Origin of the sequence: Phocaeicola dorei, assembly GCF_013009555.1 — a bacterium.
GTDB classification, from domain to species: Bacteria; Bacteroidota; Bacteroidia; order Bacteroidales; family Bacteroidaceae; genus Phocaeicola; species Phocaeicola dorei.
The window spans coordinates 1,542,683-1,565,878 of the sequence record NZ_CP046176.1; the positions used below are offsets into that span (position 1 = coordinate 1,542,683).

The following is a 23,196-nucleotide window of genomic DNA, read 5'->3' on the forward strand; positions in this document are numbered from 1 at the left end:
ATATGAAAAAGATACTATTTATGATAATGACAGTGTTGGGGTGGATAAATCTGACTTCTTGTAATGATTATTTGGATATTGTTCCCAAAGGGAACAAAATTCCTACTACCTTGGCTGATTTTGAAGCATTGCTGCGAGATGAATATACCATTGGCTATATTCCTGTAACGAATAGTCTTTATCTGTTGAATGATAAATTTGTAGGACAAAGCAGTCTGACTAGCGTTACCCTTACGAGTGCCAATTATCTGTGGAATGAAACAGCGGACAGAATTGTACTGAACAATCAGGACGAAGGGACTTATTACCGTAGTTATATGGCTATTTCCACTTGTAATCTCTTGCTGGAGCATGTTCCCGTTGCAACCGAAGCGACTGATTCCGAACGCAATGAGGTAATGGCTTATGCCAAAGTGATTCGTGCTATGAGCTATTACATACTGGCCAATTATTATGCTGATACCTATGTGTCTGCAACTGCCGGTACTAAACTGAGTGTACCTTTGATAACCAGTGCCGATATCAATGCTCCTCACAAGCAGGTCACTATTCAAGAAATCTATGATTTCATGATTAAAGATGTGAAAGAAGCCATAGAACAAGGATTACCCGAACAGTCAAGGACTGTTATCCATCCCAATTTGGGAGCAGCCTATGCCTTCTTGGCACGGGTTTATCTGCAAATGGCGAATTATGAAGAAGCGCTGAAATACGCGGATATGGCTTTGGAACAGAATGATAATCTGTATGATTGGATATCTTATTACAACAGTCATAAGGAAGCTATTACAAAAGAAGACAGTTATCCGTCGTTACCGTCAGCGACAGGGTATGATTATGTGGAGAATTACTATTTCCGTTGTGGAGAGGGTAATCCTAACTATGCTACCAGCGAACTTAATATTCCGGTGGAACGTGCGGAGAGTTTCGAGGAAGGGGATGCACGTTTTCTCTCTCGCTGGAAACTACGCACGGTAAATCAGGATACTTACTATCAAGGTTTGGCCAAAGGATATTTCAACGGGGCTGGTCTGACCACTTGTGAGGTATATCTCATCAAGGCCGAATGTTTGGCACGTCAGGTCACAGGTAATGATTTCTCTGCTGCTATGGATGTGTTGAACAAGGTACGTAAGACCCGTATTCTGCCGGAGATATATCAACCCTTGCAGGCTTCAACTTTGACAGAAGCCATTGACTTGATCCGACGTACGAAAGACAATGAATTGATTTTCACTATTGTGCCATTCGCTGATGCCCGGAGGTTTAATGCCGAAGGTACTTTTGCACGTGCACTATCCAAAACATGGGAAGGGCAGACTTATACATTAACCCCGGCTTCACATCTTTGGATTATGCCTTTCCCGGCAGGTGCCGTTCAGAATCCGGGTAATGGAACTATCACTCAAAATGTATCTAAATAACCTATAAAAACAGACTTTATGAAATTGATGTATTTATTAGCAACATCCGCCGTTGTTTTGGTGATGATGGCATCTTGTACCCGGCAGTCGGTAACGGGGTACACACTGACAGCTGCAATTGATGGAATTCCTGACGGATCCCATGTACAGTTATTTCCTGTAAGTCATGGTCATGAAAAACCGGTGGCGGACACTACTGTTGTAGATGGAAAATTTATATTTAAAGGGGTGGCGGATGAACCTCTGGCTGTACGGCTGATGGTGAAAGATGCATACGGTTCCATGCCTCTGATGTTGGAGAATGGCAGTATAAGCGTGGAGGGTAAGGTGACTTCTGAAAACCTTAATGGAACCGTGAATTATAATTTCTCACAGGTTTCAGTGACGGGATCTCCTTTGACGGACAAATATGTAAAATTATTGAGCACACGTGATGCCTTGGATTCTATTTATGTGACGAATAACGAGAAGTTTAAGGATATCCGTGCTGCCTATGGAAAAGCGAGAGTTGCCAAAGATAAGATCTTGATGGATTCTGTCGTTGCTACGGAAGCTTACAAAGCATCTGCCGTGGCCGATAGTTTGTTCTTTGCTACGGTAGATGCCACTTACTATAAATTAGTTATGGACAATAAAGATTCTTATTGGGGGCCTCTGATGATGATCAGTTTGTTTTCTTATCTTACCGAAGAGCAGAAACCGTGGTATGATGCCTTGTCAGAAGAGGCTAAACATTCCCGCTATGGAAAAATGGTGAAAGAGAGTGTGGCTCCTGATAGTCAGATCGGTTCTAAAGTGCCTGTCTTTACAGCCAAGTCACAAGATGGGAAATCGGTAACTTTAACCGATTTGTGCCAAGGTAAGAAGTATGTCCTTATTGATTTTTGGGCATCATGGTGTAATCCTTGCCGTAAGGAGATTCCTAATTTGAAAAAACTCTATACGCAATATGCAGACAGGGGTTTCCAGATTGTAAGTATCTCTATTGACAAAAAAGAGGCGGAATGGACAAAAGCGCTGAAAGAAGAACAACTTCAGTGGCCTAATTTTTTGGATACTGGAGGTATTGCTGATATATATAAAGTGAAATTTGTTCCTACTATGTATTTGATAGATGCCCAAGGGGTCATGGTAGGAGAAAATCTTCGTGGTGAGGCTTTGGCAAATAAACTGGCTGAGCTTTTTGGAGAGATTGAATAATCATATTCTTTTATGGCATTCTGACATAGGACGGGGCGGAGTCGATGAATAAGTTGGATCTGTCCCGTTGTCTTATGTTTCGGACTGACCCTTCTGTTGATTCAGCCCCCCCTGTACAAGACTATCCAGGTTTATTTTGATTCAAATCCTTCATAAGTGTCTAATCCGCTTGCCTACAGTCGTTTATTATGAAGAATTTAAAGCACAATCCTTCATGAATCCGTCATTTTCGGGTCAACGGTCTAAATTTTAAGGCTGAGCCGTTTTCTAACTGAGCCGTTGGCATACCCTGCACAAAGCAGGATAAAAATAAAGAAGCTATCGAATATTCGATAACTTCTTTATTTGGTAGCCCGTGGGGGAATCGAACCCCCCTTTCAAGAATGAAAATCTTGCGTCCTAACCGATAGACGAACGGGCCATCCTTTTTATCGAGGATTTCTCTCTCGATTGCGGGTGCAAAGGTAGTGACTTTTTTTGAATTTGCAAACATTTCCCAAACTTTTTTCTAAACTTTTTGTTCATAGTCCATTGAATAGACTATTTACCTAAACTTAACTTTTATGAAAACTATCTTTAAATCAATGAGTTGCCTTATGCTGGGCGCAATGATTGTTACGCCGATGTTTGCGCAACAAAAAGATCTTTATCCGGAGTTGGAAGGACCGGGACCTGTTGTTATTATCTCAAAAGATAAAAATGGCAAGGAGGAATTAATCAATGTATTTGAAGAAACGCAACGTCCGCATTTCCATGATCCCCGTGCCCCTCGTTTTTTACTTACTGACCAACAGGGAAAGTTTGCATTGGGTATCGGTGGTTATTTGAAAACTACAATGGAATATGATTTTAATGGGATAGTGGATGACGTTGACTTTATCCCTGCACTCATTCCGCAACCGGGATCCACTGCTGTCCGTAATCAGTTCCAGATGGATGCAAGCACTTCCACTATCTTTTTAAAATTGGTGGGGAGAACCAAGCATTTGGGCAACTTCATCGTTTATACAGCCGGAAACTTCCGTGGAAGTGGAAAGACTTTTGAATTGCAGAATGCTTATTTATCTTTTTTGGGTTTTACCATGGGGTATGATACCGGATTGTTTATGGATCTTGCCGCAGCTCCTCCGACTATTGATTTTCAAGGACCTGACGGGATGACTTTCTATCGGGCCACCCAGTTGCGTTATGAAGCTAATTTGATTAAAGGTTTGAAAGTGGGTGTCGGTGTGGAAATGCCTTCAGTAGACGGAACTCCGGCAAAAGATGTGAGAATCGGTAAGCAGCGGATGCCGGATATTCCTGCTTATGTGCAGTATTCCTGGGCGAAAGCGAGCCATATACGTGTGGGAGGAATCTTGAGAAGTATGACTTATGAGGATCAAGTGAATAATAAGGCAAAGTCATTGACCGGTTGGGGGATACAGGCATCGGGAACAGCAAGACTGGGTAATTTCCAGCTTTACGGACAATATACTTATGGTAAAGGTATTGCTCAATATTTGAATGATATCAGTAACTTGAATGTAGATATCGTTCCTTTGGCTGACGAGTCCGGGCGCATGCAGGTACTTCCCATGAAAGGATGGTATGTCGGATTACAGTATAATTTCTCGAAACGGGTATTCGCATCGGCTACGTATAGCCAGTCACGCCTGTTTACGGAAGATTGCTATGCTCACTTTAATGAAACCCAGTATAAAAAAGGTCAGTATCTGGTCGCTAATGTGTTTTGGAATATAAGCCATAACCTGCAGGTGGGTGTGGAATATCTGCATGGCTGGAGAGAGAATTTTAATGATGTGAACCGTGAGGCAAACCGTATAAACTTGAGTGCACAATATAATTTCTAACTTATTCTCTGTATCTTTGTGTCTGTCAATAATGGAAAGAGAATGAAAAAAATAGGTGCACATGTATCCGTAAGCGGGGGCGTAGAAATGGCCCCCGTTAATGCATTAGGGATAGGAGCGGACGCATTCGCTCTTTTTACAAAGAATCAGCGGCAATGGGTTGCAAAACCTTTGTCTGTCGAGAGTATTACTCTGTTTAAAGAAAACTGTGAGAAAGAAGGTTTTGATATCCGGTATATTCTTCCTCATGACAGTTATCTGATAAACTTGGGACATCCTGATAGGGAGGGGATGGAAAAGAGTCGTGCGGCATTCTTGGATGAAATGCGGCGTTGTGAGTTGTTAGGATTGAAAATGCTGAATTTTCATCCCGGAAGTCATTTGAACAAGATATCAATAGAGAAGTGCCTGGACAGGATTGCCGAGTCTGTCAATATGACTTTGGATAAGACGACCGGTGTGACTGCTGTGATTGAGAATACAGCCGGACAGGGAAGTAATGTGGGAAATGAATTCTGGCATTTGAGATATATTATAGATAAGGTGGAGGATAAATCTCGTGTGGGAGTCTGTCTGGATACTTGCCATACCTATACCGCCGGTTATGATATTGCGAATGAATATGACTGGGTCTTTACCGAGTTTGATGAAGTCGTGGGGGGAAACTATTTGTGTGCCATTCACTTGAATGACTCAAAGAAACCATTGGGCAGCCGGGTAGACCGTCATGACAGTATCGGAAAGGGGCTGATTGGTATTGATTTCTTTCGCCGTTTCATGCAGGATTCCCGTTTTAACGATATGCCTGTTATTCTTGAAACTCCCGATGATACCATTTGGAGGGATGAAATTAAAATGCTTCGCAGCTTTGAATTATAGCCTGTGCTTTGAGTGAGATGTGGTGATGCTTTTAATAGTAAACCTGTAGGTGGGAATGATTTGTGTTTTCATGTGTATGGTTAAGCCTTTTTTATTTTATGTCTAAACCTGATTGAACGCATTATTTCTATCTCCATAGTCTTTGGAGTTAACTCCCAAGCTTATGGAGATAACTCCAAAGGCTATGGAGTTAACTCCGCAAGCTTGGGAGATAGAAGTTATCAGTAAAAGAATCTTTAACCTGAAGGATACAACTGTTTAGTTTGCCGTAGTTTATAGGATAATATATCCTTTCCGTATCCTTCAGTTATTTTATACCCTGATTACATGTCTTTTATTTCATCCAGGTTCTTCTGGATATCTTCGTCTTTTAACTCATAATTCATCAAGTTACCTGCCAGATATTGGTCGTATGAGGCCATATCAATCAGTCCGTGACCTGAAAGGTTGAACAGGATCACTTTTTCTTCGCCGGATTCTTTGCATTGATTCGCTTCGCGTATGGCAGCAGCGATGGCATGGCACGATTCGGGAGCCGGAATGATTCCTTCTGCTTGTGCGAACAAACAACCAGCCTGGAAGGATTCTAATTGCTGGATATCAACAGCTTCCATCAAATTATCTTTCAATAATTGTGAAACGATGACACCTGCACCGTGATAACGGAGACCTCCCGCATGGATATTGGCCGGAGAGAAATTATGCCCCAGTGTAAACATGGGCAGCAGCGGGGTATATCCGGCTTCGTCGCCAAAGTCATACTGGAATTTACCACGGGTCAGTTTCGGACACGAAGCCGGTTCGGCAGCAATGTATCGGGTTTGTTTTCCATTCAGGATAGTGTGGCGCATAAAGGGGAAACAGATTCCTCCAAAATTGGAACCACCACCAAAGCAACCGATAATCATGTCGGGATATTCGCCTGCCATTTCCATTTGCTTTTCGGCTTCCAGACCGATAACCGTTTGATGCAGTGTGACATGGCTTAATACCGACCCTAGTGTATATTTACAGTTGGGAGTGCTCATTGCCAGTTCGATAGCTTCGGAGATGGCCGTTCCCAGTGAACCTTGATAATTGGGATTACGGGTAATGATATCCTTGCCGGCACGGGTAGACATGGATGGAGAGGCGGTGACCGTTGCTCCGAATGTCTGCATGATGCTGCGGCGATAGGGTTTTTGATTATAGCTGATTTTTACTTGATAAACGGCAGCTTCCAGTCCGAATACCTTTGCGGCATACGATAGAGCAGCGCCCCATTGTCCGGCACCGGTTTCTGTCGTGACATTGGTTACACCTTCTTCTTTGCAATAATATGCCTGGGCCAGAGCCGAGTTCAGTTTGTGGGAGCCGATGGGGCTGACACTTTCATTTTTGAAATAAATATGTGCGGGAGTCCCTAGTGCTTTTTCCAGTCCGTAGGCACGTACCAATGGTGTGCTGCGATAGTATTTGTACATTTCACGCACTGCTTCAGGGATTTCAATCCATGCGTCTGTCTGGTTTAATTCCTGTTTGCAAAGTTCTTTAGCAAAAATGGGGTAGAGGTCTTCCGGTTTCAGCGCTTCTTTGGTTTTGGGATTCAACGGCGGCATGGGTTTGGTCTTCATGTCTGCCTGTATGTTGTACCAGTATTTAGGAATTTCATCCTCTGGTAAGATAAAACGTTTTTGTTTTGTGCTCATAATCTTTCAATTTAATAGTTTTGCGGTCAAAATTAGGTAAAAAAAGTATTCCTTACTAATTTTCAACTACTTTTTTGTCGGGAACAATAAAAAAAGGGGCTGTCAGAGTAAAAATGCGAAGTTATTTGTTATTATAGACAGAGATGTGAATATTTTGATTAAGTTTGTTTTCTGTTAATGCAAGATAATATCGACATGGAACCTTTACACAAACTATTTATTTATCGTAAGAAGTTAGTAAAACCGTACATAGAGCGATTGCTGAAATGGATGGACGGGATAACTTATATGATGTCGGCTTTGTTAATCCTTACATTGGTTTATGAGCATGGATTTCTTATTTCTTTTGAAGAAATGGAGGTGATAAACATGCTGTATCATTTTGTCTGGATTGTTTTTCTGGTTGATATTTCCCTGCATCTTTTATTAAATTACTCGGACACGAAGCGGAAGTACCGGGGACTGGCGTGGATACTGAGTCTGATGCTTTATCTGACTTTGATTCCGGTTATTTTCCATGAACCGGAGGTGCAAGGGGGAATTCATGATTTCTGGTCTTTTTTCCACAGCCGTTTATATCATGTGGTGCTGCTCACTTTGCTTTCACTGTTGCAATTGTCTAATGGGATAGTCCGGCTGCTGGGCAGGCGCACCAATCCATCTTTGATCTTTGCATCTAGTTTTCTCATATTTATTCTGATAGGGGCGGCGTTACTGATGCTTCCGCGTGCCACTTATCATGGTATTTCTTTTATCGATGCTCTGTTTACCGCTACCAGTGCCACTTGTGTCACGGGGTTGGTCTCGGTCGATGTTTCTTCTACATTCACGCCCGAGGGGTTGTTCATCATTATCATGTTGATACAAATCGGCGGTTTGGGAGTCATGACTCTGACCAGTTTCTTTGCTATGTTTTTTATGGGGAATACTTCGCTCTACAATCAGTTGGTGGTCCGTGATATGGTAAGCTCGCAGTCACTCAGTTCGCTACTTTCCACCTTATTATATATATTAGGATTTACATTGGCGATAGAGGCTGCAGGGATGGGGGTTATTTTTTTAAGTATACATGGCACTATGGGTATGGATATTGAAGAGGAATTGGCTTTTTCTGCTTTCCATTCCATCTCTGCCTTTTGCAATGCTGGATTCTCTACTTTGTATGGAAACTTAGGTAACGAACTGGTACTTCATAATCATAACTTGCTATATATCACTATCTCTTTCCTGATTATTTTGGGAGGTATAGGTTTCCCGATACTGGTAAATCTGTATGAGACGGTTTCTTATGAAAGCAAGCGCTTGTATCACCGTTATGTCAAAAAGAATAAGAGGACAATCCGTAAAATACATTTATATAACCTGAATACTCGTATTGTATTGATTATGACGGCTATCTTGCTAGTGACGGGTACTGTGGCCATTGTTATTTTCGAATGGAATCATGCTTTTGCGGGAATGACGGTTACAGAGAAATGGGTGCAGGGCTTCTTTAATGCGACTTGTCCCCGTACGGCAGGATTTTCAAGTGTGGGCATGACTACTTTCAGTGTGCAGACGTTGCTGCTGATGGTGGTGCTGATGATGATTGGCGGCGGTACGCAGTCTACGGCCGGTGGTGTGAAGGTGAATGTGTTTGCTGTAGTCATGTTGAACTTGCGTGCTATTCTTATAGGTGCCGATAAAGTTAATATTTTCAACAGGGAGTTATCTCATGATTCCATCCGGCGTTCTAATGCCACATTGATTCTTTATCTGCTGATTGTTTTTGCGGGTATCTTTAGTTTAAGCATTCTAGAGCCGCAGGCTTCAGTGATGGCGTTGGTTTTTGAGTGTACTTCGGCACTCAGTACGGTAGGTTCAAGCCTGGATCTGACACCTACTTTGGGAAGTGACAGCAAACTGATTGTCATTGTTCTGATGTTTATCGGACGAGTAGGGGTGCTTACTTTGATATCCAGCCTTATTAAACAGAAAAAAATAACGAAATATAAATATCCGAGTGATAACATCATAATCAACTAGTTATGAAATACATTATTATTGGTTTAGGAAATTACGGCGGTGTGTTGGCCGAAGAGCTTTCCGTATTGGGACATGAGGTGATAGGAGTGGATACAAACGAGCATCGTGTGGATGTGTTGAAGGACAAAATCGCGACTTCTTTTATTATTGATGCTACGGACGAACAATCGCTCAGTGTGCTGCCACTGAAAGATGTGGATGTGGTTATTGTTGCTATCGGCGAGAATTTTGGTGCTTCTGTGCGTGTGGTGGCACTGCTGAAAAAGAAAGGAGTGAAACATATCTATGCCCGTGCGGTAGATGATGTGCATAAGACCGTGCTTGAGGCTTTTAATTTAGATAGTATTCTGACGCCGGAGAAAGAAGCGGCACGCAGTTTGGTCCGGTTATTGGATTTACACGTCAATGTGGAGTCTTTTCAGATTGACGAGGAACATTATGTGATGAAGTTCAAACTTCCTTCTTGTTTTGTAGGCTATAAGGTGAGTGATCTGTCATTAGAAACGGAATTCAATATGAAAATCATTGCATTGATAAAAGGGGAGCAAGTGCTGAATGGTTTGGGTATCTCGATATTGGAGCATCAGGTGGAGAATCATTTTGAGGAAAATTATGAGTTGGAAGAAGAAGATCAGTTGGTCTGCTATGGGCTTTATAAGAATTTTATGGATTTTTGGAAGGCGTTGTAGTAGGAATGCCTTTCAAAGAAAGAATATTTTTTTTCTAAGTGAGATTAAACCTTTTCTTTTGGATTTAGTCTAACTTAATAAATAATTTAGTTTAGTTTTTAGTTTTCTCTGAAGGCCGGCCAATGTGATATTGCCCGGTTTTCGCTTTTTATAGAGGTTTTCTTGTGAGTGTCCGTTACTTTTTGTTACTTTGTCACCTAGAAATCGAGATTTAGATGAAACAGATATATTTTTTATTTGTCGTTTTACTGGTTGTAATGGCCGCTTGCGGAGGTAAGAAAGAGACTTCCGTTGATGCAGAACAATTGATGTTCCAGATAGACAGTGTGGATCATGTGACAGGTTTGCAGCGTATGCAGGTTTCACGTATTGACCAGCATATTGTCAGTGGCGGAAAAAAATATAATTTGTTTATAGAGCGTGCTCCCAGTGATTCCCTGCCTTCAGTCAAAAGTGATTTGGGGATTTTTGCCGATAATCGTATCGTCGTTAGAATTTCCCGTGAAAATGGGAGTCGGGTCTTTGCCAAAACTTTTACCAAGCAAAGTTTCTCAGGATTCGTAAGTGCTGATCATCTCCGTCATTTTATATTGGAGGGCGTGGTATTTGATGAAGAGAAGACCCGTGAGGGAAAAAATATCATATTGGCTGCCAGTGTGAGTTATCCTCAGACAGATTTGTATATTCCTTTCTCTATCACTATTACTCCTGAAGGAAAAATGAGCATATCTAAAAATGAGGATATGGAGGAGCTTCCTCCTATGTTGGGAGACAGCCTTAATTAAATCTAAAATACAGGAATAATTTTTCGCGTCATAATCTTTTTAGGCGGTTAGTTGTTGGTATGGCATTAACTAACTAAAGAATAAATTAGATTATGAGAAAGATTTTATTTTTAATGGCTATGCTGGTATGCTCTCTTCAGTTCGCCATGGCGGGCGATGTCGTGACCCGCGATGTGAATAAGCTTCCTGTTGCCGCACGTGAAATGATTGGCAAACATTTCTCTCAGACTAAAGTTGCGTATATCAAGATTGAAAAGGACTTGTTTCAGAGCACTTCCTATGATGTAAAATTGGCCGATGGCATTGAATTGGAGTTCAATTCAAAGGGAGAGTGGCTTGAGATAGATTGCAAGAACAAGGCGGTTCCTTCTACTTTTATCCCTCAGGCTATTTCTAAATATATGAAGGCTAATTATAACGGGCATAAAACGGTGAAGATAGAACGTAACCGCAAGGGATATGAACTGACATTGGAAAATGGGTTGGAAGTAGACTTTGATCAGTTTGGAGGATTCTTGAAGTTGAGCGATTAAAAAAGATTTTTTCTGTAATAGGGGAACTATCTCTCATTATAGTAATGATGCCATAAGAGGGTGTATCAGGAACAAATTGAACTATCTTTTTATTATCAGCATTGAAAATGATGGTCGCAACGAGTTCTGATTCACCCTTTTATGTATTATAAATACAGTTCTCGGTCTTTTCCCTGTTATTAATCCATCGGCTCGTAATCCTTTGCCAGACCACCTTCGCTGGTTTCTTTATATAAGGAAGGAAGATCATGGCCGGTCTGTTTCATTACTTCCACCACTTTGTCAAAGGATACACGGTGATTACCGTCTGTAAAGGCAGAATAGATATTGGCGTCAAGAGCTCGGGCTGCCGCATAGGCATTTCTTTCGATACAAGGGATTTGTACCAATCCGCATACCGGATCGCAAGTCATTCCCAAGTGATGCTCCAAGCCCATTTCGGCTGCATACTCTATCTGGGCCGGGCTACCTCCGAATAATTGGCTGGCAGCGGCGGATGCCATTGAACAGGCCACTCCTACTTCTGCCTGGCAACCGGCTTCGGCTCCGGAAATGGAGGCGTTGTGTTTTACTATATTTCCTATCAATCCGGCAGTAGCCAGTGCTCTTAAAATCCGCATATCGCTGAAGTCACGGCTTTTTTGCAAGTGATAAAGTACAGCCGGAACCACTCCGCATGATCCGCAAGTAGGGGCTGTGACGATTTTGCCACCTGAGGCGTTTTCTTCACTGACTGCCAGAGCGTATGAGAAGACTAACCCGCGGGAACGCAGATTGTCCTTATAACCTTTTGCCTTAATATAATAGGTGGAGGCTTTTCTGCGCAGATTAAGTGGGCCGGGTAATACGCCTTCTTGATCCAAACCACGCTCAATGGCTTCTCTCATGGTTTTCCATACTTCTGCCAGATAGTCCCAAATGTCTTTGTCTTCACATTGCTGGACGTATTCCCAGTAATTGCGCCCGGTACGTTCACACCAGTAGAGGATTTCACTCATACGGTTCATATCATAGATTTCCGGAGTTGAGCCTTTGTCGTGCCCTTCTTCGGCTAGAGCACCTCCGCCTACACTGAAAACAGTCCATTCATCTGTCACTTTTCCTTTTTCATTCAAAGATTTGAAAGTCATCCCATTGGGATGAAACGGATAGAAGACATGGGCTTTCCAGATAATTTCTGTAGGCGCATGCGGTTGCAATGTATCTAAAATGGCTACATCGGTCATGTGTCCTTTACCGGTAGCGGCGAGGCTTCCATAAAGAGTAACTTGAAAAGCTTTGGCTTCGGGATGTTTTCCTAAGAAGATTTCAGCAGCCTTGCGCGGTCCCATAGTATGACTGCTGGACGGACCGGTGCCGATGCGGTATAGTTCTCGGATAGATTTCATTTCGTTTTATAAGGTTAGTTATTATGAGGAACAAAGGTATAAAATAAAAGGAGGAAACTAGCAAAAAAGGAAAAGAAAAACTCTCTTGACAAATAGGAAAGTTGTCAGGAGAGTTTGGAAAACCACCGGTAGGATTTGGTGTATTGTCTTTATTCTAATTGTCTTTGTATACCTTTGTCACCAACGACAAAATACTGATTATTTTCAATCAGCATGGCACGTCCGCGCTTTTTTTCCCGGTTTTCTTTATTGTCTACATTTACTCCGATAACCTTTCCGTTATAGAAAGTGGAAATATCTTTGAAAATGGTATGTCCCACAATAATGTGTTTTGCCTTATAACGGTCCATAAGCATTTCTAGGGAGTCTTTTACCAGCGGATTGTATTTGACATCGGTGCGTACCAGTCCGCGATACCAGATGGGCCCGCTGTTTCCATACAGGAAGGCTGTGAGTGGAGAAAGCGCTTTACGTTCTTTTTTCGTCATAAATAGTCCTTTGCTCATTTCTTCATTGACAGTGGGGATGCTCAAGTTCTTGTCATAGAAGTCTTTGCCTAGTCCGGCATGCACATATAGGTCGTTACCTATCATTTGCATGGTGTTACGGGTTCCCAACCATCTGCCCAGTTCGGTATCAGGACCGAATAGCCGGGGGTACTTCATCTTTAGTTTTTCAGCCAATATTTTATATTTTTCTTTGGTGTATCGGAGGTCATTGGCCAGTACCATCGGTTCATGATTTCCCAGCATGAACGATACGTGTCCTCCGGCTTTGGCTGCTTCCTCTTCCAGTTTGTAGAATAGCCAGAAGATTTGCGGTACATCTTTTCCTCTGTCAAAAATATCACCGATAATCATCAGATGGTTTTTCCCGAAGCTCCATTTGTAGTCTTTATCAATGATATGGTTGCCTTGTAACAGGCTGATTACACAGTCCAGCCTTCCATGAGGGTCGGACATGACAAAAACTTTGTCTGCCTGAGGATAATTCCATCCGGGACGTTTTACCGGGTGTAGTTTTACATCAAATGGAAACCTGCCTTTGTGGTCTGTCACATGCAGGGTAAAGTTTTGAGGTAATGTGGTATAAGTGGTATCAATGATATTCCCTTTCTTATCTACATTGATTACTCTGGTTTGGCCGTCAGGCTGATACAGTACGTATGGACCATCGGCTGTTAACTCTTCTTTTTTCTCTTTGTCTTTCTTTTTGTCTTTGAAATCAAGAGTTCCGGCAGTAAGGTCGGAACTGATGAATGCGAGGGTAAATGCAAGAAGAAAGTAGTTGATAAAATTAGTCTTGCTTGTCATCGATTTGATTTAATATTAAAATTATAAATTTATTATAGGACATCTATTAATAATGTTCAGTAATGGGGCCTTCTCTATCATCTATTTCTTCTATATTGCTTGTTCCTTCTATAATATCTCCAGTTGCAAAATATTTTGAGAAGCTGAATTTTATATCTGGATTATTTTTATTTATTAGTTCTACATAAAGATGGATAAGTAAATCATCCTTTTTTATTGGGTAATGTGCATGAAAATGTTTATCACTGGAATCCCCTTCTAGAATATCAGTGCTAAAGCTGGAACCTCCCCCATAATACTTCATTTCATTTATATAGCCAAAAGGAGGGGCAGATGCATAACTGTTTGATTTGAAAAGTAAATTAGCTTTGGAATACACCCTATATTCTTGAGAAACAACAGGATTAACAAGAATTTCGTAATCTCCTACTTCATATTCATAAGTAAAATATCCGGCATCATAATACATTCCGATTTCTCCTTCGACATTTCTGATTATTTGAGGAGATTTTTTTAGATTCCACACACCAAGGGGAAAGTTATAAATGGGTACATCATTATTGTTGTTTGTGGTTCCTGCTACTGGAAATGACGAAATACTTCCCCAACCAGTTGTTGTTTGTTCACTTTCAAATTGCATTTGTGTATTTGTATTGATTTTTAGATCAATTTGTCCAATTGAAGGCTTACTTTTGTTGATGCCAATAATGGAACCTGCTAGACCTTTTAAAGCACTTACAGCTGCAGAGCCTCCTGACGTAACTAATGCTTTTAACCCGTTTTTAATGCCACTAACAGTTGCACCTTTAATACTGTTTCCAATACTTTTCCAAAAAGAATCTTTCTTAGTTATTCCGTTTTCAATTTCTTTACTGACTGTATTAATAAACCCTTCTTGATTAACTGCAATAGAAGTTTTTGAATTATTGAATGTATTGGCAAGATTGAAATTGAAGTTAGAAATATTAGTGGTGTTCATTACGATAGTACCTGTGATATCTCCACTTGTTTGAGCCATACCTGTAGTTTTTATTTTATTAACAGCCCAACCTCTAATTTCGAAATTAGCTAAGCTTTGTGTATTAAGACTAGGATCATAAGCACACTCTATTTCTAATCCATACCAATTGTTTGCTTTATATCCAGAGCTAACAAACTCGTTTCCTAAAAATGTACCTTCTGTACTTGCTATATATGAAGATTTTTCTGAACGATTTATGGGTATAGAAATTTCTTCCATAAAGTTGAATAGACTGGTAGTTTTGTCTGTACGGATTCCCCAAAAGGCCTCTGAACTACCTAAGCCTGCTGATGAAGCTATTTCATAAAAGAAAAAACGGAGTAATCCTGTATATTTGTGGTATAAAGCAAAATATTTTGTAGGAGTACTTTCGGTTATATTGCTATAAATGAGTTCCCAGCCATTTTCTCTAGAATAATATCGATTTGCATATATTGGATCAGAAGCATTCTCGTCTAACCATGTTGAAGGAATTCCTAGATTATTGCTGCTACCTTTTTTCCATGGAATTCCCATGGTAGTTATGGTATGTGTAAATGGGTTTATAGTTTCAATGTCATTTATACGGTCCCAATCAAAGTAATTATCAAAAGCAGAACGATTACTTGGTGGATTATTGGGGTGGGTGGTTATTATGTCATTGGTAAAGGTGTCATCACAACTATTAAATAAACATGAAGCAAAGATGAATAATAATAAGGATTTTCTCATATCTTTATGTATTTTATATAGTTAATTTCTCTTTAAGTTAGGGAGTGATAATACTCCCTAACTTAAAGAGAAGGATTTATTGATTTGGATTTTATCAATTTATGTTGACTATTATTTCAGATATTCTGGTGTTTGTACAATATTAGAATTAGCATTAATTTCTTTTTGAGGAATAGGTAATATTGTACGATAATAGTTTCTGTCGAAATCCATAGATGTTTTTTCGTCAGCGAAATGCACTACCTCTTTCATCATATCGTCTGTTTCGTTAATACGAGTTACTCGTAAGTTATTACGTAATAAGTCAAACATGCGGTGCCCTTCACCAATGAGTTCTTTCCTGCGTTCTTCTAGAACATCATCAAGGGTAACCTTTGCGGGCATCGTATAGTCCGGATTTCCTCGGAGTGCAATGGCTTTCAGGTATTTTGCAGCTTTTGTTGCATCTCCGTTTTTCACGGCTGCTTCGGCTGCATTTAAGTAAGTTTCGGAAAGACGTACTATAGGAATATTGGCATCCATAATATTTTCTCCAGGTTGTGGTTGATACTTATTCAAATACATTACTTTTTTGTCTTGATTAACTAATAACTTAATGCGTACATCATTAGGCGTTTCTAACAGATGGTGATAAAAACTGACTGTAATGCACATATCTTGATATCCTTTTGGAGAAGTTAGATATCCCATACTTTCATTGCCGGGGCTTTCGGTAGTAGTATTGACTATTTCGAAGAGAATTTCTCCCGGATTTGCTTCGGAGGCTTCCGTACCCCATACAGTGGGATATTCTTCGGTATTCCATAATTGGTATTTATTGGCTTCCGATCCTTTTATTGCTTCTTCTGCAGCTTGTAAAGCTTCACTGTTCTTCCCCATATACAGATATGCCCGACTTAACAAAGTTAATGTGGCCCATTTACTGATTTTACCTTTCTTATTTAAGGATAAATCTTTTTGATTCAAACTAGTACCTGACCATGAATATGTGGGTATCATTAAACTAGCCGCATTCTTTAAGTCTTTGATTATTTGATCATAACATTCAGCTACAGTGTTACGTGAAGGCTTACTGTCGGCAGTGGCTGATGCTGAAGTGATGATAGGTACTCCTAAAGAGGCTCCGTTATCTTTTAAATAAGTATATCCGAAGAAGCGCGTAAGGTCAAAAAGGGCCAGACCACGTATTGCTAATGCTTGTCCTTCCAAATCATTGCGGAAGATATGCTCATCTTCATCGTTTGGAAGAATTTCGATATTGTCAATGCCGTCTAAAATTACATTACAGTTTTGAATGATGGAATAAAGATATGACCAGTGTGTACTTGGTCCATTTGCAGGTAACCAATCCATTTGGTAATAGTGAGCTGTTCTACAAGTTGATTGTACAGCTTGCATGTCATCTCCTGTTACATCTCCGTAGTAGATTAAACGCCCGGAATACGCATAGGCATTACGCATTGTCGCATAAATGGCGTTTAGTGAATAATCAATGTCGGAGAGAGATTTGATACTCGTTTCTGTTGGAATTTGTGTGGACGGTTCTAAATCCAACCAATCGTTTCCACATGAAGTAAACAATCCGATGGATAAGACTATTGATAAAAAATTATGTAATGTTCTCATATTGTTGTTTTTTAGTGGTTAAAAATTGATGTTGAAACCAAAAGTAACGGTTTTTAAAGGCGGTGTGGTTTGAGTTGCACTACCGGCACTAACAGCTTCAGGATCATAATTGTCATAGGCCGCCCATGTCCATAAATTGCTTGCTGATGCATAAAAACGAACATTTCCTATATTGATTTTATTTGTCCATTCTTTAGGTAACGTAATGCCGAATGTGATATTTTTTAAGCGGAAATAATCAGTACTGTGGATACGGCGGCTACTTGTTATTTTATGCATTGATACAGAAGATGATTTACCCGGCATATATACTTCTATATTGGTTTGATCACCTGGCTTTTTCCAGCTATCACGATAATAAGTCGGAATGTTTGCATAGGAATCGTAACCGCCATGTTCTGTCTTTTGTGCCCAAGTATCATAAGAATATCCTCCGAATTGATAGGAGAATAAGAAATTTAAATCAAGCCATTTATAACGCAATGAATTAGAGATACCTCCGTTAACAGTTGGTTCTGCATGTTTATAAGGAATGAATTGTGCATTTTTAGAGTTCTCGGTAATTTCTTTTATATAATTTCCGTTCTCATCCAATTCATTGGTATAGAATAGAGGATTTCCTGTTTCAGGATTGATGCCCGCAAATTCTTGTACATAGAATGTACGATAAGAACTTCCTACTTTGTGTATTTGGGTTCCACTGACAATTTGTGTCTGTTCGCCATCTAATTTTACAACTTTATTGGAGTTATGACCTAAATTGAAAGTTGTATTCCAGCTAAAGTCTTTTATTTTAATATTAGTGGAATTAATAGTTAATTCAATACCTTTATTTTTCACTTCACCTATATTCATTAAATAACTACTAAATCCTGTTGTCATGGATACAGGACAGTCCATTAATAAGTTTTTAGTTGTACGGGTATAATATTCAATCGTGAAGTTCAGACGATCCCAAAAACCAAAATCCAAGCCAATATTCATATTATAATTGGTTTCCCATTTCAGATTAGGATTTGCAATTTGGGACATTTGAATACCGGGTTGCTCCAAGTAACCACCACTAATGGAGCTTAATCCCATATAGCCGAAATAATCAGAAGGAAGAGTACCGTTTACACCGTATGATGCTCTTATACGCAAGTCTGTCAACCAATCTTTTACAGGTTGCATAAATTCTTCTTCAATAGTACGCCATGCTCCGGATACAGACCAAAATGTTCCCCAACGATTGTCACGGTGCAAACGTGAACTGCCATCAACACGAAAACTAGCTCCTAGATAATATTTATTTTTGTAATCGTAATTCAAACGGCTTAAATAGGATACCAGTCTGTACCTTGAATCACTTCCCCCTACAGATACTGTTTTCATTCCATTACTAATGGCATGTTTGTCGGGAGTTGTAAAATTGTAAGCTTCCCCTGATAAATAGTCATTGTAGGTATCATCAATTTCATATCCGGCAAGAAAGTCCAAATGATGAATGTTGTTGAAAGTAGTTAAATAGCTTAAGGTGTTACTCCATACCATTTTTTTATATTCTCTTATGCGTTTTACTACTTCTCCATTTTCATCTTCACCGTTGGAAGTACGTGGGTCATACCATTTCTCACCTTTTACAGTAGTGTAATCATAACTGAATGTTGTTTTGAATTTCAGATTTTTTATGATTTCGTATTCGGCATAAAGCGTATTGAATGCGCGTAGCATTTTTTCATGTTTATAATCGTATTCAGCTGATAATTTGGGGTTGCGGTCATTGGCTTTACGAATAAATTTACGATTCCAACTGCCATCTTCATTGTAGACCGGATCTGAAGGAGTAGCCCAATTACGTGAGGAATAGAAAGGAGATGTATAAGTGAATCCTTCGTCATAAACACTCTGATTTACATTTGAGAAAAGTATCTTGGCGCCTACAGTCAATTTGTCTGTTGCACTGAAATCTGCGTTCAAACGCCCTGTTACACGTTCCAAACCGGAACCTTGTACAATACCGTTCTGCTTCATATATGATAAAGAAGAGTAATATTTAAATTTATCGCTGCCACCGGCTAGTGATGCTTCATAGGTAGAATGATGTCCCTTTTGGAAAAGCTCTTTATTCCAGTCTGTGAAACCACACCATGGAATTGGAGCATATTTATCGATTTGCCCATCTGCATAAGTTTTACTTTGTGACATTAGCTCTTCCTCTGATATATTAGGATTTTTATCAGCTAGTTTACGTTGTTGATATAATATCAATCCATTGTAAATATATTCACGTCGTTCTTCTCCCCCCATAACTGGGCGATAATCCATTGCGAAATCATTGCTACCCCAGTCTGCTTTTAATGAAATTTGTGCTTTTCCGCTTTTTCCTTTCTTGGTGGAGATTAAAATAACTCCATTTGCAGCACGTGAACCATAAAGGGAGGCTGCTGCAGCATCTTTTATTACTGTAATATTTTCAATATCCGAGTTGTTTAATGTAGACATTATGTCAAATCCGGAGTCGGAGCTGGTAGCAGCAACAGAACCGGATTGGACGGGAACACCATCGATTACGTATAGTGGAGAATTGCTTGCATTGAAAGAACCCATACCACGAATACGGATAGAAGTGGAGGCACCAGGCTGACCTGAACTGGAAGTGACTTGTACTCCGGGAGCATTACCTTCTAGCAAACTGGAGAATGAAACTACGGGTAAATCTTTTAATTCTCCTGTCTTCACAGTAGAAGCAGAACCTGCGTATGCCGATTTCTTGAAAGTACCATAACCGGTAACAACCACTTCTTCCATAATATTATTATCAGGAGCCATGACTACTTTCAGTATCTTTCCGGCAGTGGCTTTAATTTCCTGCTTGGCATAACCTATATAGGAGATAATCAAAGTGGCAGGTATACGGTCTACATCTAATGAGAAGTACCCGTCCAAATCTGTAGTAGTTCCATTCGTAGTACCTTTGACTAAGATATTCGCTCCAATAATAGGTTCTCCCGTCTCATCCAGTACTGTACCGGTTAATGTTGTTTTCTGTTGAGGAACAGCAGACTCTTTTTCTTCAATTTGCTTGATAGCAATAACGCCGTTGTGAACTGAATAGGTCAAACCGCTATTCATAAGACATTTATCAAGCACATTGGCTATTTTTTCGTTATTTACATTTAGGTTTTGGACTTTTATTTGTTTTACATCATTGGTGCTGTACACAAAAGTAAAGTCGGTTTGTCTTTGGATTTCCCAAAGAATTTCACTCAACGTGGCATTCTTGAATGAGGCTGTGACAGTGGCTTGTGCAAACACTTTGTTGGCTGCCTGCATAAAACCTGTGGTAATGATACAGAAAAATAGGAACGTAATCCACAAACGTTTACTACTTTTACCGTGATTGGTGTAGTTGTGTTTTTTGTCCATAATACATCATTTTTATTAGTTATAGAATGTGATTGTTTTGTTATTGACTTTTACGTGTACTTTTTGAGTCTCTTCCAACAAACGTACAAATGGAGTGATTTCCGAATACCGATCTACATTGCATCCGAAGCGTAGGTCTTTTATTTTCTCATTGGCAAAAATTACTTCCATGTCATACCAGCGTGATAGTATTTTCATGATATCTTCCAATCGCTGGTCTTTGAAATGAATTTTTCCTTTTATCCATGAGGTATAAAATCCGGCATCTACCATGCGTATCTGTATGCTGCTGTTTCCAAGGCTGATGGTAGCTTGCTGGGAGGGCTTTAAAATACAGCTTTCTCCTGTTTCTGTATTTACTTTGACAGAACCGTTTACCAAAGTTGTCTGATACTCTTCCTGTGGATAAGCAGAGATGTTGAATGTGGTTCCCAACACTTCTACTTGCATGCCTTGAGTGCATACTATAAATGGTTGCCCTGTTTTGCAGACTTCAAAATAGGCCTCGCCTTCCAGTTCCACTTTGCGTGGACCGTTATCAAATGTCACAGGAAAGCGGAGACTGGTCATTGCGTTCAGATGCACTTTTGTTCCATCACTTAACAATAGAGCATATTCTCCACCTCGTGGAGTTTCCACTTTATTATATACAGGCTTGTTTTTTTTAGCTGTTTTTGATGTTACTTGGTAATTCAGCATTGTAGAGTCCATGTGGACTCGGGCTCCGTCTATTTTCTCAAGCAGACTCTCTGTTTCTTTATTTATATGGATTGTCTGGCCGTCCTCCAATGTCAGAATAGCTTGGGATTCCCCAGGTAGAATGGATTGTGCGATGAACTGTTTGTCCGAAAGAGAAACGGGCGAGGTGAATTTCATGGAAATACTTACAAAAAGGACAGGTAACAGAATGATTGCGGCATAACTTACTATTTTGATATATCTGCTTCTGTTATTATTTCTTTTGATTCGTTTTTCCACTTCTTTCCATCCGGATGAAGGATTGAATGCCGTTTTTTGCCGGAAATGCTGCTTTTGGTTTTCTTCATCACAAATTTTCTTGAATAAAATCTCGTGCGCTGTAGATTCTTCTCTCCAAGTAGTTAGTTTTATTGTTTCTTCCGGGGTTATTTCTTCCGACAGATACCTTGCTATGAGGTTGGCTATATAGAAATCTTGTTTTATCATATTTTGACCTGTTTTTTATCTCTTTTATAATAAAACAAGTCTGTTTGAAATTTGGGTGAATAATAAAACGACTTTTTTGAAAAAAAACAAATTAATGTCTTTTTATATAAAGAACAAGAGGAAGTAATAGTAGTCTTTCAAGTTCTCTCTGAGTTTCTTGTAGGCTATTTTCTTTAATGTATGGACTGTTTCTGTAGATATGTTTAGTCTGTCTGCTATTTCTGCATTTTTTTTCCCTTCCAGAGCTAGTTGCATAATGGCTTTCATTTGGTCGGGTAATTTATCTATGGCTTCAGAAACGATACGATAAGTTTCCTCTTCAACGATTGCATCGTGAAAAAAGGAATCCTTTTTCTTTTCGATGACATTTTGAGCGTATTCATATACTACTTTTGAATGCTCCAGTTCGTTGAGTGCTTTATTGCGTACAGCTGTATATAAAAATGCTTTTACTTGGTGCAGATAAAAAAAATCTTCTCTTATTTGCCATAGTTTGGCAAATGAATCTTGTACAATATCTGCTGAAGTTTCTTGATTTTCTGTATATTGATTGGCAAATAAGCATAGAGTTACATAATATTTATTGAAAATATCATGAAACCCTTGCTCATTGAGCTTAATACTTATAGTTGTATGAGAAGTTCCAGCTGCCACCTTTGCTTTTAATTTTCTCTAATTTTAGTGCGAATATAGAGAAAATTAATTAAAAACAGCCTCTTATTCTATTAAAATATTATTTTAGATTTTTATCGGTTTGACTTAACCGATTGAAGAATAAACTTTTAGCGAATTATTTGAGAAATAGAGGTAACGATTTGGCAACTGTGCGAATTTCAGCGTTTTGCGTTGCTATGCTGTCAAATAACCCTTCTAAATGCAAAGTTAGAACAAATATTCAAAACTACAATGTTCCAATCAAAAAACTATATGCATTCAATGTCAATTTGATAAGTATCATCAATCAGAATATGGTTATAGTGTCGTAACACACATTGTTCCAAGTTATACTCGTTTGTTTTTATTATCTCGTCTAAGATTACATCAGAAGACAATCGTTTCTCTATTACTTTTTCAAATCGAAGAATATCATCCAAACGAGTTTTTATATATTTTTTACTGAATATTAAACAGATATACTTGATTTGTCGCAAATCTTCAAGGGAGAAATCTTTTTCCCAACCAAACGGAATATAGCAGCCCTCCACAATCTGGTTCTGAGAATTTTCAATACAGGTCTTTATCATTTCCCGAACAATCGGCCACAGATATTCCGTCAGTTCTGCATCGCTGCTATCAGCGGAAAGACCACACTGCCCGCTCCTAATAAGTCCCATTTTCAGATGGTCTATTGACAGATAGGGATATTTGTATTTCTCCAACAGTCTTTGTGCAAGCAAGGTTTTTCCCGTATGCGTGTCACCAGCAATCAAAATAATCATAACTAATATAGCAAAAATAACCCACTATC

General features: G+C 39.6%; 17 protein-coding genes and 1 tRNA gene. 8 read left to right on the forward strand and 10 right to left on the reverse strand.

Annotated elements, in window-relative coordinates; all coding sequences use genetic code 11:
- The first annotated feature begins 2 nt into the window (after window positions 1–2).
- Together GKD17_RS06235 and GKD17_RS06240 are read left to right on the forward strand one after the other, a co-directional pair.
- Entirely contained in the window at window positions 3–1,424 is a 1,422-nt protein-coding gene (locus GKD17_RS06235) for a RagB/SusD family nutrient uptake outer membrane protein (protein WP_007837575.1), read from the forward strand.
- 18 nt (window positions 1,425–1,442) lie between these two features.
- Window positions 1,443–2,624, forward strand: coding sequence for a TlpA disulfide reductase family protein (locus GKD17_RS06240; RefSeq protein ID WP_007837576.1), 1,182 nt, complete (start codon window positions 1,443–1,445; stop codon window positions 2,622–2,624).
- A 346-nt stretch (window positions 2,625–2,970) separates the two neighbouring features.
- Here the strand turns inward: GKD17_RS06240 and GKD17_RS06245 are convergent.
- Window positions 2,971–3,045, reverse strand: a tRNA-Glu gene (locus GKD17_RS06245).
- A 142-nt stretch (window positions 3,046–3,187) separates the two neighbouring features.
- On the opposite strand from GKD17_RS06245, the gene GKD17_RS06250 reads away from it, so the two are divergent.
- Window positions 3,188–4,477, forward strand: a complete 1,290-nt coding sequence (locus tag GKD17_RS06250; protein WP_007837577.1) for a DcaP family trimeric outer membrane transporter — start codon at window positions 3,188–3,190, stop codon at window positions 4,475–4,477.
- Between the two features lie 42 nt (window positions 4,478–4,519).
- Complete coding sequence (nfo, locus tag GKD17_RS06255; RefSeq protein WP_007837578.1) at window positions 4,520–5,356, forward strand: deoxyribonuclease IV; 837 nt, start codon at window positions 4,520–4,522, stop codon at window positions 5,354–5,356.
- Window positions 5,357–5,679: 323 nt separating this feature from the next.
- Here the strand turns inward: nfo and GKD17_RS06260 are convergent, their stop codons facing one another.
- Window positions 5,680–7,044 carry a TrpB-like pyridoxal phosphate-dependent enzyme gene (locus GKD17_RS06260; RefSeq protein WP_007837579.1) on the reverse strand — a complete coding sequence of 455 codons (1,365 nt, stop codon included), beginning with the start codon at window positions 7,042–7,044 and terminating at the stop codon, window positions 5,680–5,682.
- 195 nt (window positions 7,045–7,239) lie between these two features.
- Between GKD17_RS06260 and GKD17_RS06265 the strand changes: the two genes are divergently transcribed.
- From GKD17_RS06265 to GKD17_RS06280, 4 genes are all read left to right on the forward strand, one after another.
- Window positions 7,240–9,069 (forward strand): TrkH family potassium uptake protein, encoded by a 1,830-nt coding sequence (locus GKD17_RS06265; RefSeq protein WP_008652720.1) that lies wholly within the window; start codon window positions 7,240–7,242, stop codon window positions 9,067–9,069.
- A gap of 2 nt (window positions 9,070–9,071) precedes the next feature.
- Window positions 9,072–9,758, forward strand: a complete 687-nt coding sequence (locus GKD17_RS06270; RefSeq protein WP_007837583.1) for a potassium channel family protein — start codon at window positions 9,072–9,074, stop codon at window positions 9,756–9,758.
- Between the two features lie 215 nt (window positions 9,759–9,973).
- Window positions 9,974–10,543, forward strand: a complete 570-nt coding sequence (locus tag GKD17_RS06275) for a DUF4738 domain-containing protein (protein WP_007837585.1) — start codon at window positions 9,974–9,976, stop codon at window positions 10,541–10,543.
- A 92-nt stretch (window positions 10,544–10,635) separates the two neighbouring features.
- Window positions 10,636–11,076: a PepSY-like domain-containing protein gene (locus tag GKD17_RS06280; protein ID WP_007837589.1), complete on the forward strand. Its 441-nt coding sequence runs from the start codon at window positions 10,636–10,638 to the stop codon at window positions 11,074–11,076.
- 179 nt (window positions 11,077–11,255) lie between these two features.
- On the opposite strand, the gene GKD17_RS06285 is transcribed toward GKD17_RS06280, so the two are convergent.
- The 8 genes from GKD17_RS06285 to GKD17_RS06320 all read right to left on the reverse strand — a co-directional run bounded on the left by GKD17_RS06285 (window position 11,256) and on the right by GKD17_RS06320 (window position 23,167).
- The gene (locus tag GKD17_RS06285) at window positions 11,256–12,464 is read right to left on the reverse strand and encodes an L-serine ammonia-lyase (RefSeq protein WP_007842574.1); all 1,209 of its coding nucleotides are present in this window, start codon (window positions 12,462–12,464) and stop codon (window positions 11,256–11,258) included.
- A gap of 149 nt (window positions 12,465–12,613) precedes the next feature.
- Entirely contained in the window at window positions 12,614–13,777 is a 1,164-nt protein-coding gene (locus GKD17_RS06290) for a metallophosphoesterase (protein WP_007837594.1), read from the reverse strand.
- Between the two features lie 46 nt (window positions 13,778–13,823).
- Window positions 13,824–15,509 (reverse strand): hypothetical protein, encoded by a 1,686-nt coding sequence (locus GKD17_RS06295; protein WP_007842577.1) that lies wholly within the window; start codon window positions 15,507–15,509, stop codon window positions 13,824–13,826.
- Between the two features lie 111 nt (window positions 15,510–15,620).
- Window positions 15,621–17,135, reverse strand: a complete 1,515-nt coding sequence (locus GKD17_RS06300) for a RagB/SusD family nutrient uptake outer membrane protein (protein ID WP_032936501.1) — start codon at window positions 17,133–17,135, stop codon at window positions 15,621–15,623.
- Window positions 17,136–17,153: 18 nt separating this feature from the next.
- Complete coding sequence (locus GKD17_RS06305) at window positions 17,154–20,543, reverse strand: TonB-dependent receptor (RefSeq protein WP_007837601.1); 3,390 nt, start codon at window positions 20,541–20,543, stop codon at window positions 17,154–17,156.
- A gap of 15 nt (window positions 20,544–20,558) precedes the next feature.
- Window positions 20,559–21,728 (reverse strand): FecR family protein, encoded by a 1,170-nt coding sequence (locus tag GKD17_RS06310; protein WP_007837602.1) that lies wholly within the window; start codon window positions 21,726–21,728, stop codon window positions 20,559–20,561.
- 102 nt (window positions 21,729–21,830) lie between these two features.
- Entirely contained in the window at window positions 21,831–22,382 is a 552-nt protein-coding gene (locus GKD17_RS06315) for an RNA polymerase sigma-70 factor (RefSeq protein WP_007837603.1), read from the reverse strand.
- A gap of 269 nt (window positions 22,383–22,651) precedes the next feature.
- The gene (locus GKD17_RS06320; RefSeq protein ID WP_007837604.1) at window positions 22,652–23,167 is read right to left on the reverse strand and encodes a hypothetical protein; all 516 of its coding nucleotides are present in this window, start codon (window positions 23,165–23,167) and stop codon (window positions 22,652–22,654) included.
- Window positions 23,168–23,196: the final 29 nt, after the last annotated feature.

Coding starts and splice junctions, on each gene's coding strand:
- GKD17_RS06235 (WP_007837575.1), top strand. CDS start 3: ATGAAAAAGATACTATTTATGATAATGACAGTGTTGGGGTGGATAAAT.
- GKD17_RS06240 (WP_007837576.1), top strand. CDS start 1,443: ATGAAATTGATGTATTTATTAGCAACATCCGCCGTTGTTTTGGTGATG.
- GKD17_RS06250 (WP_007837577.1), top strand. CDS start 3,188: ATGAAAACTATCTTTAAATCAATGAGTTGCCTTATGCTGGGCGCAATG.
- nfo (WP_007837578.1), top strand. CDS start 4,520: ATGAAAAAAATAGGTGCACATGTATCCGTAAGCGGGGGCGTAGAAATG.
- GKD17_RS06260 (WP_007837579.1), bottom strand. CDS start 7,044: ATGAGCACAAAACAAAAACGTTTTATCTTACCAGAGGATGAAATTCCT.
- GKD17_RS06265 (WP_008652720.1), top strand. CDS start 7,240: ATGGAACCTTTACACAAACTATTTATTTATCGTAAGAAGTTAGTAAAA.
- GKD17_RS06270 (WP_007837583.1), top strand. CDS start 9,072: ATGAAATACATTATTATTGGTTTAGGAAATTACGGCGGTGTGTTGGCC.
- GKD17_RS06275 (WP_007837585.1), top strand. CDS start 9,974: ATGAAACAGATATATTTTTTATTTGTCGTTTTACTGGTTGTAATGGCC.
- GKD17_RS06280 (WP_007837589.1), top strand. CDS start 10,636: ATGAGAAAGATTTTATTTTTAATGGCTATGCTGGTATGCTCTCTTCAG.
- GKD17_RS06285 (WP_007842574.1), bottom strand. CDS start 12,464: ATGAAATCTATCCGAGAACTATACCGCATCGGCACCGGTCCGTCCAGC.
- GKD17_RS06290 (WP_007837594.1), bottom strand. CDS start 13,777: ATGACAAGCAAGACTAATTTTATCAACTACTTTCTTCTTGCATTTACC.
- GKD17_RS06295 (WP_007842577.1), bottom strand. CDS start 15,509: ATGAGAAAATCCTTATTATTATTCATCTTTGCTTCATGTTTATTTAAT.
- GKD17_RS06300 (WP_032936501.1), bottom strand. CDS start 17,135: ATGAGAACATTACATAATTTTTTATCAATAGTCTTATCCATCGGATTG.
- GKD17_RS06305 (WP_007837601.1), bottom strand. CDS start 20,543: ATGGACAAAAAACACAACTACACCAATCACGGTAAAAGTAGTAAACGT.
- GKD17_RS06310 (WP_007837602.1), bottom strand. CDS start 21,728: ATGATAAAACAAGATTTCTATATAGCCAACCTCATAGCAAGGTATCTG.
- GKD17_RS06320 (WP_007837604.1), bottom strand. CDS start 23,167: ATGATTATTTTGATTGCTGGTGACACGCATACGGGAAAAACCTTGCTT.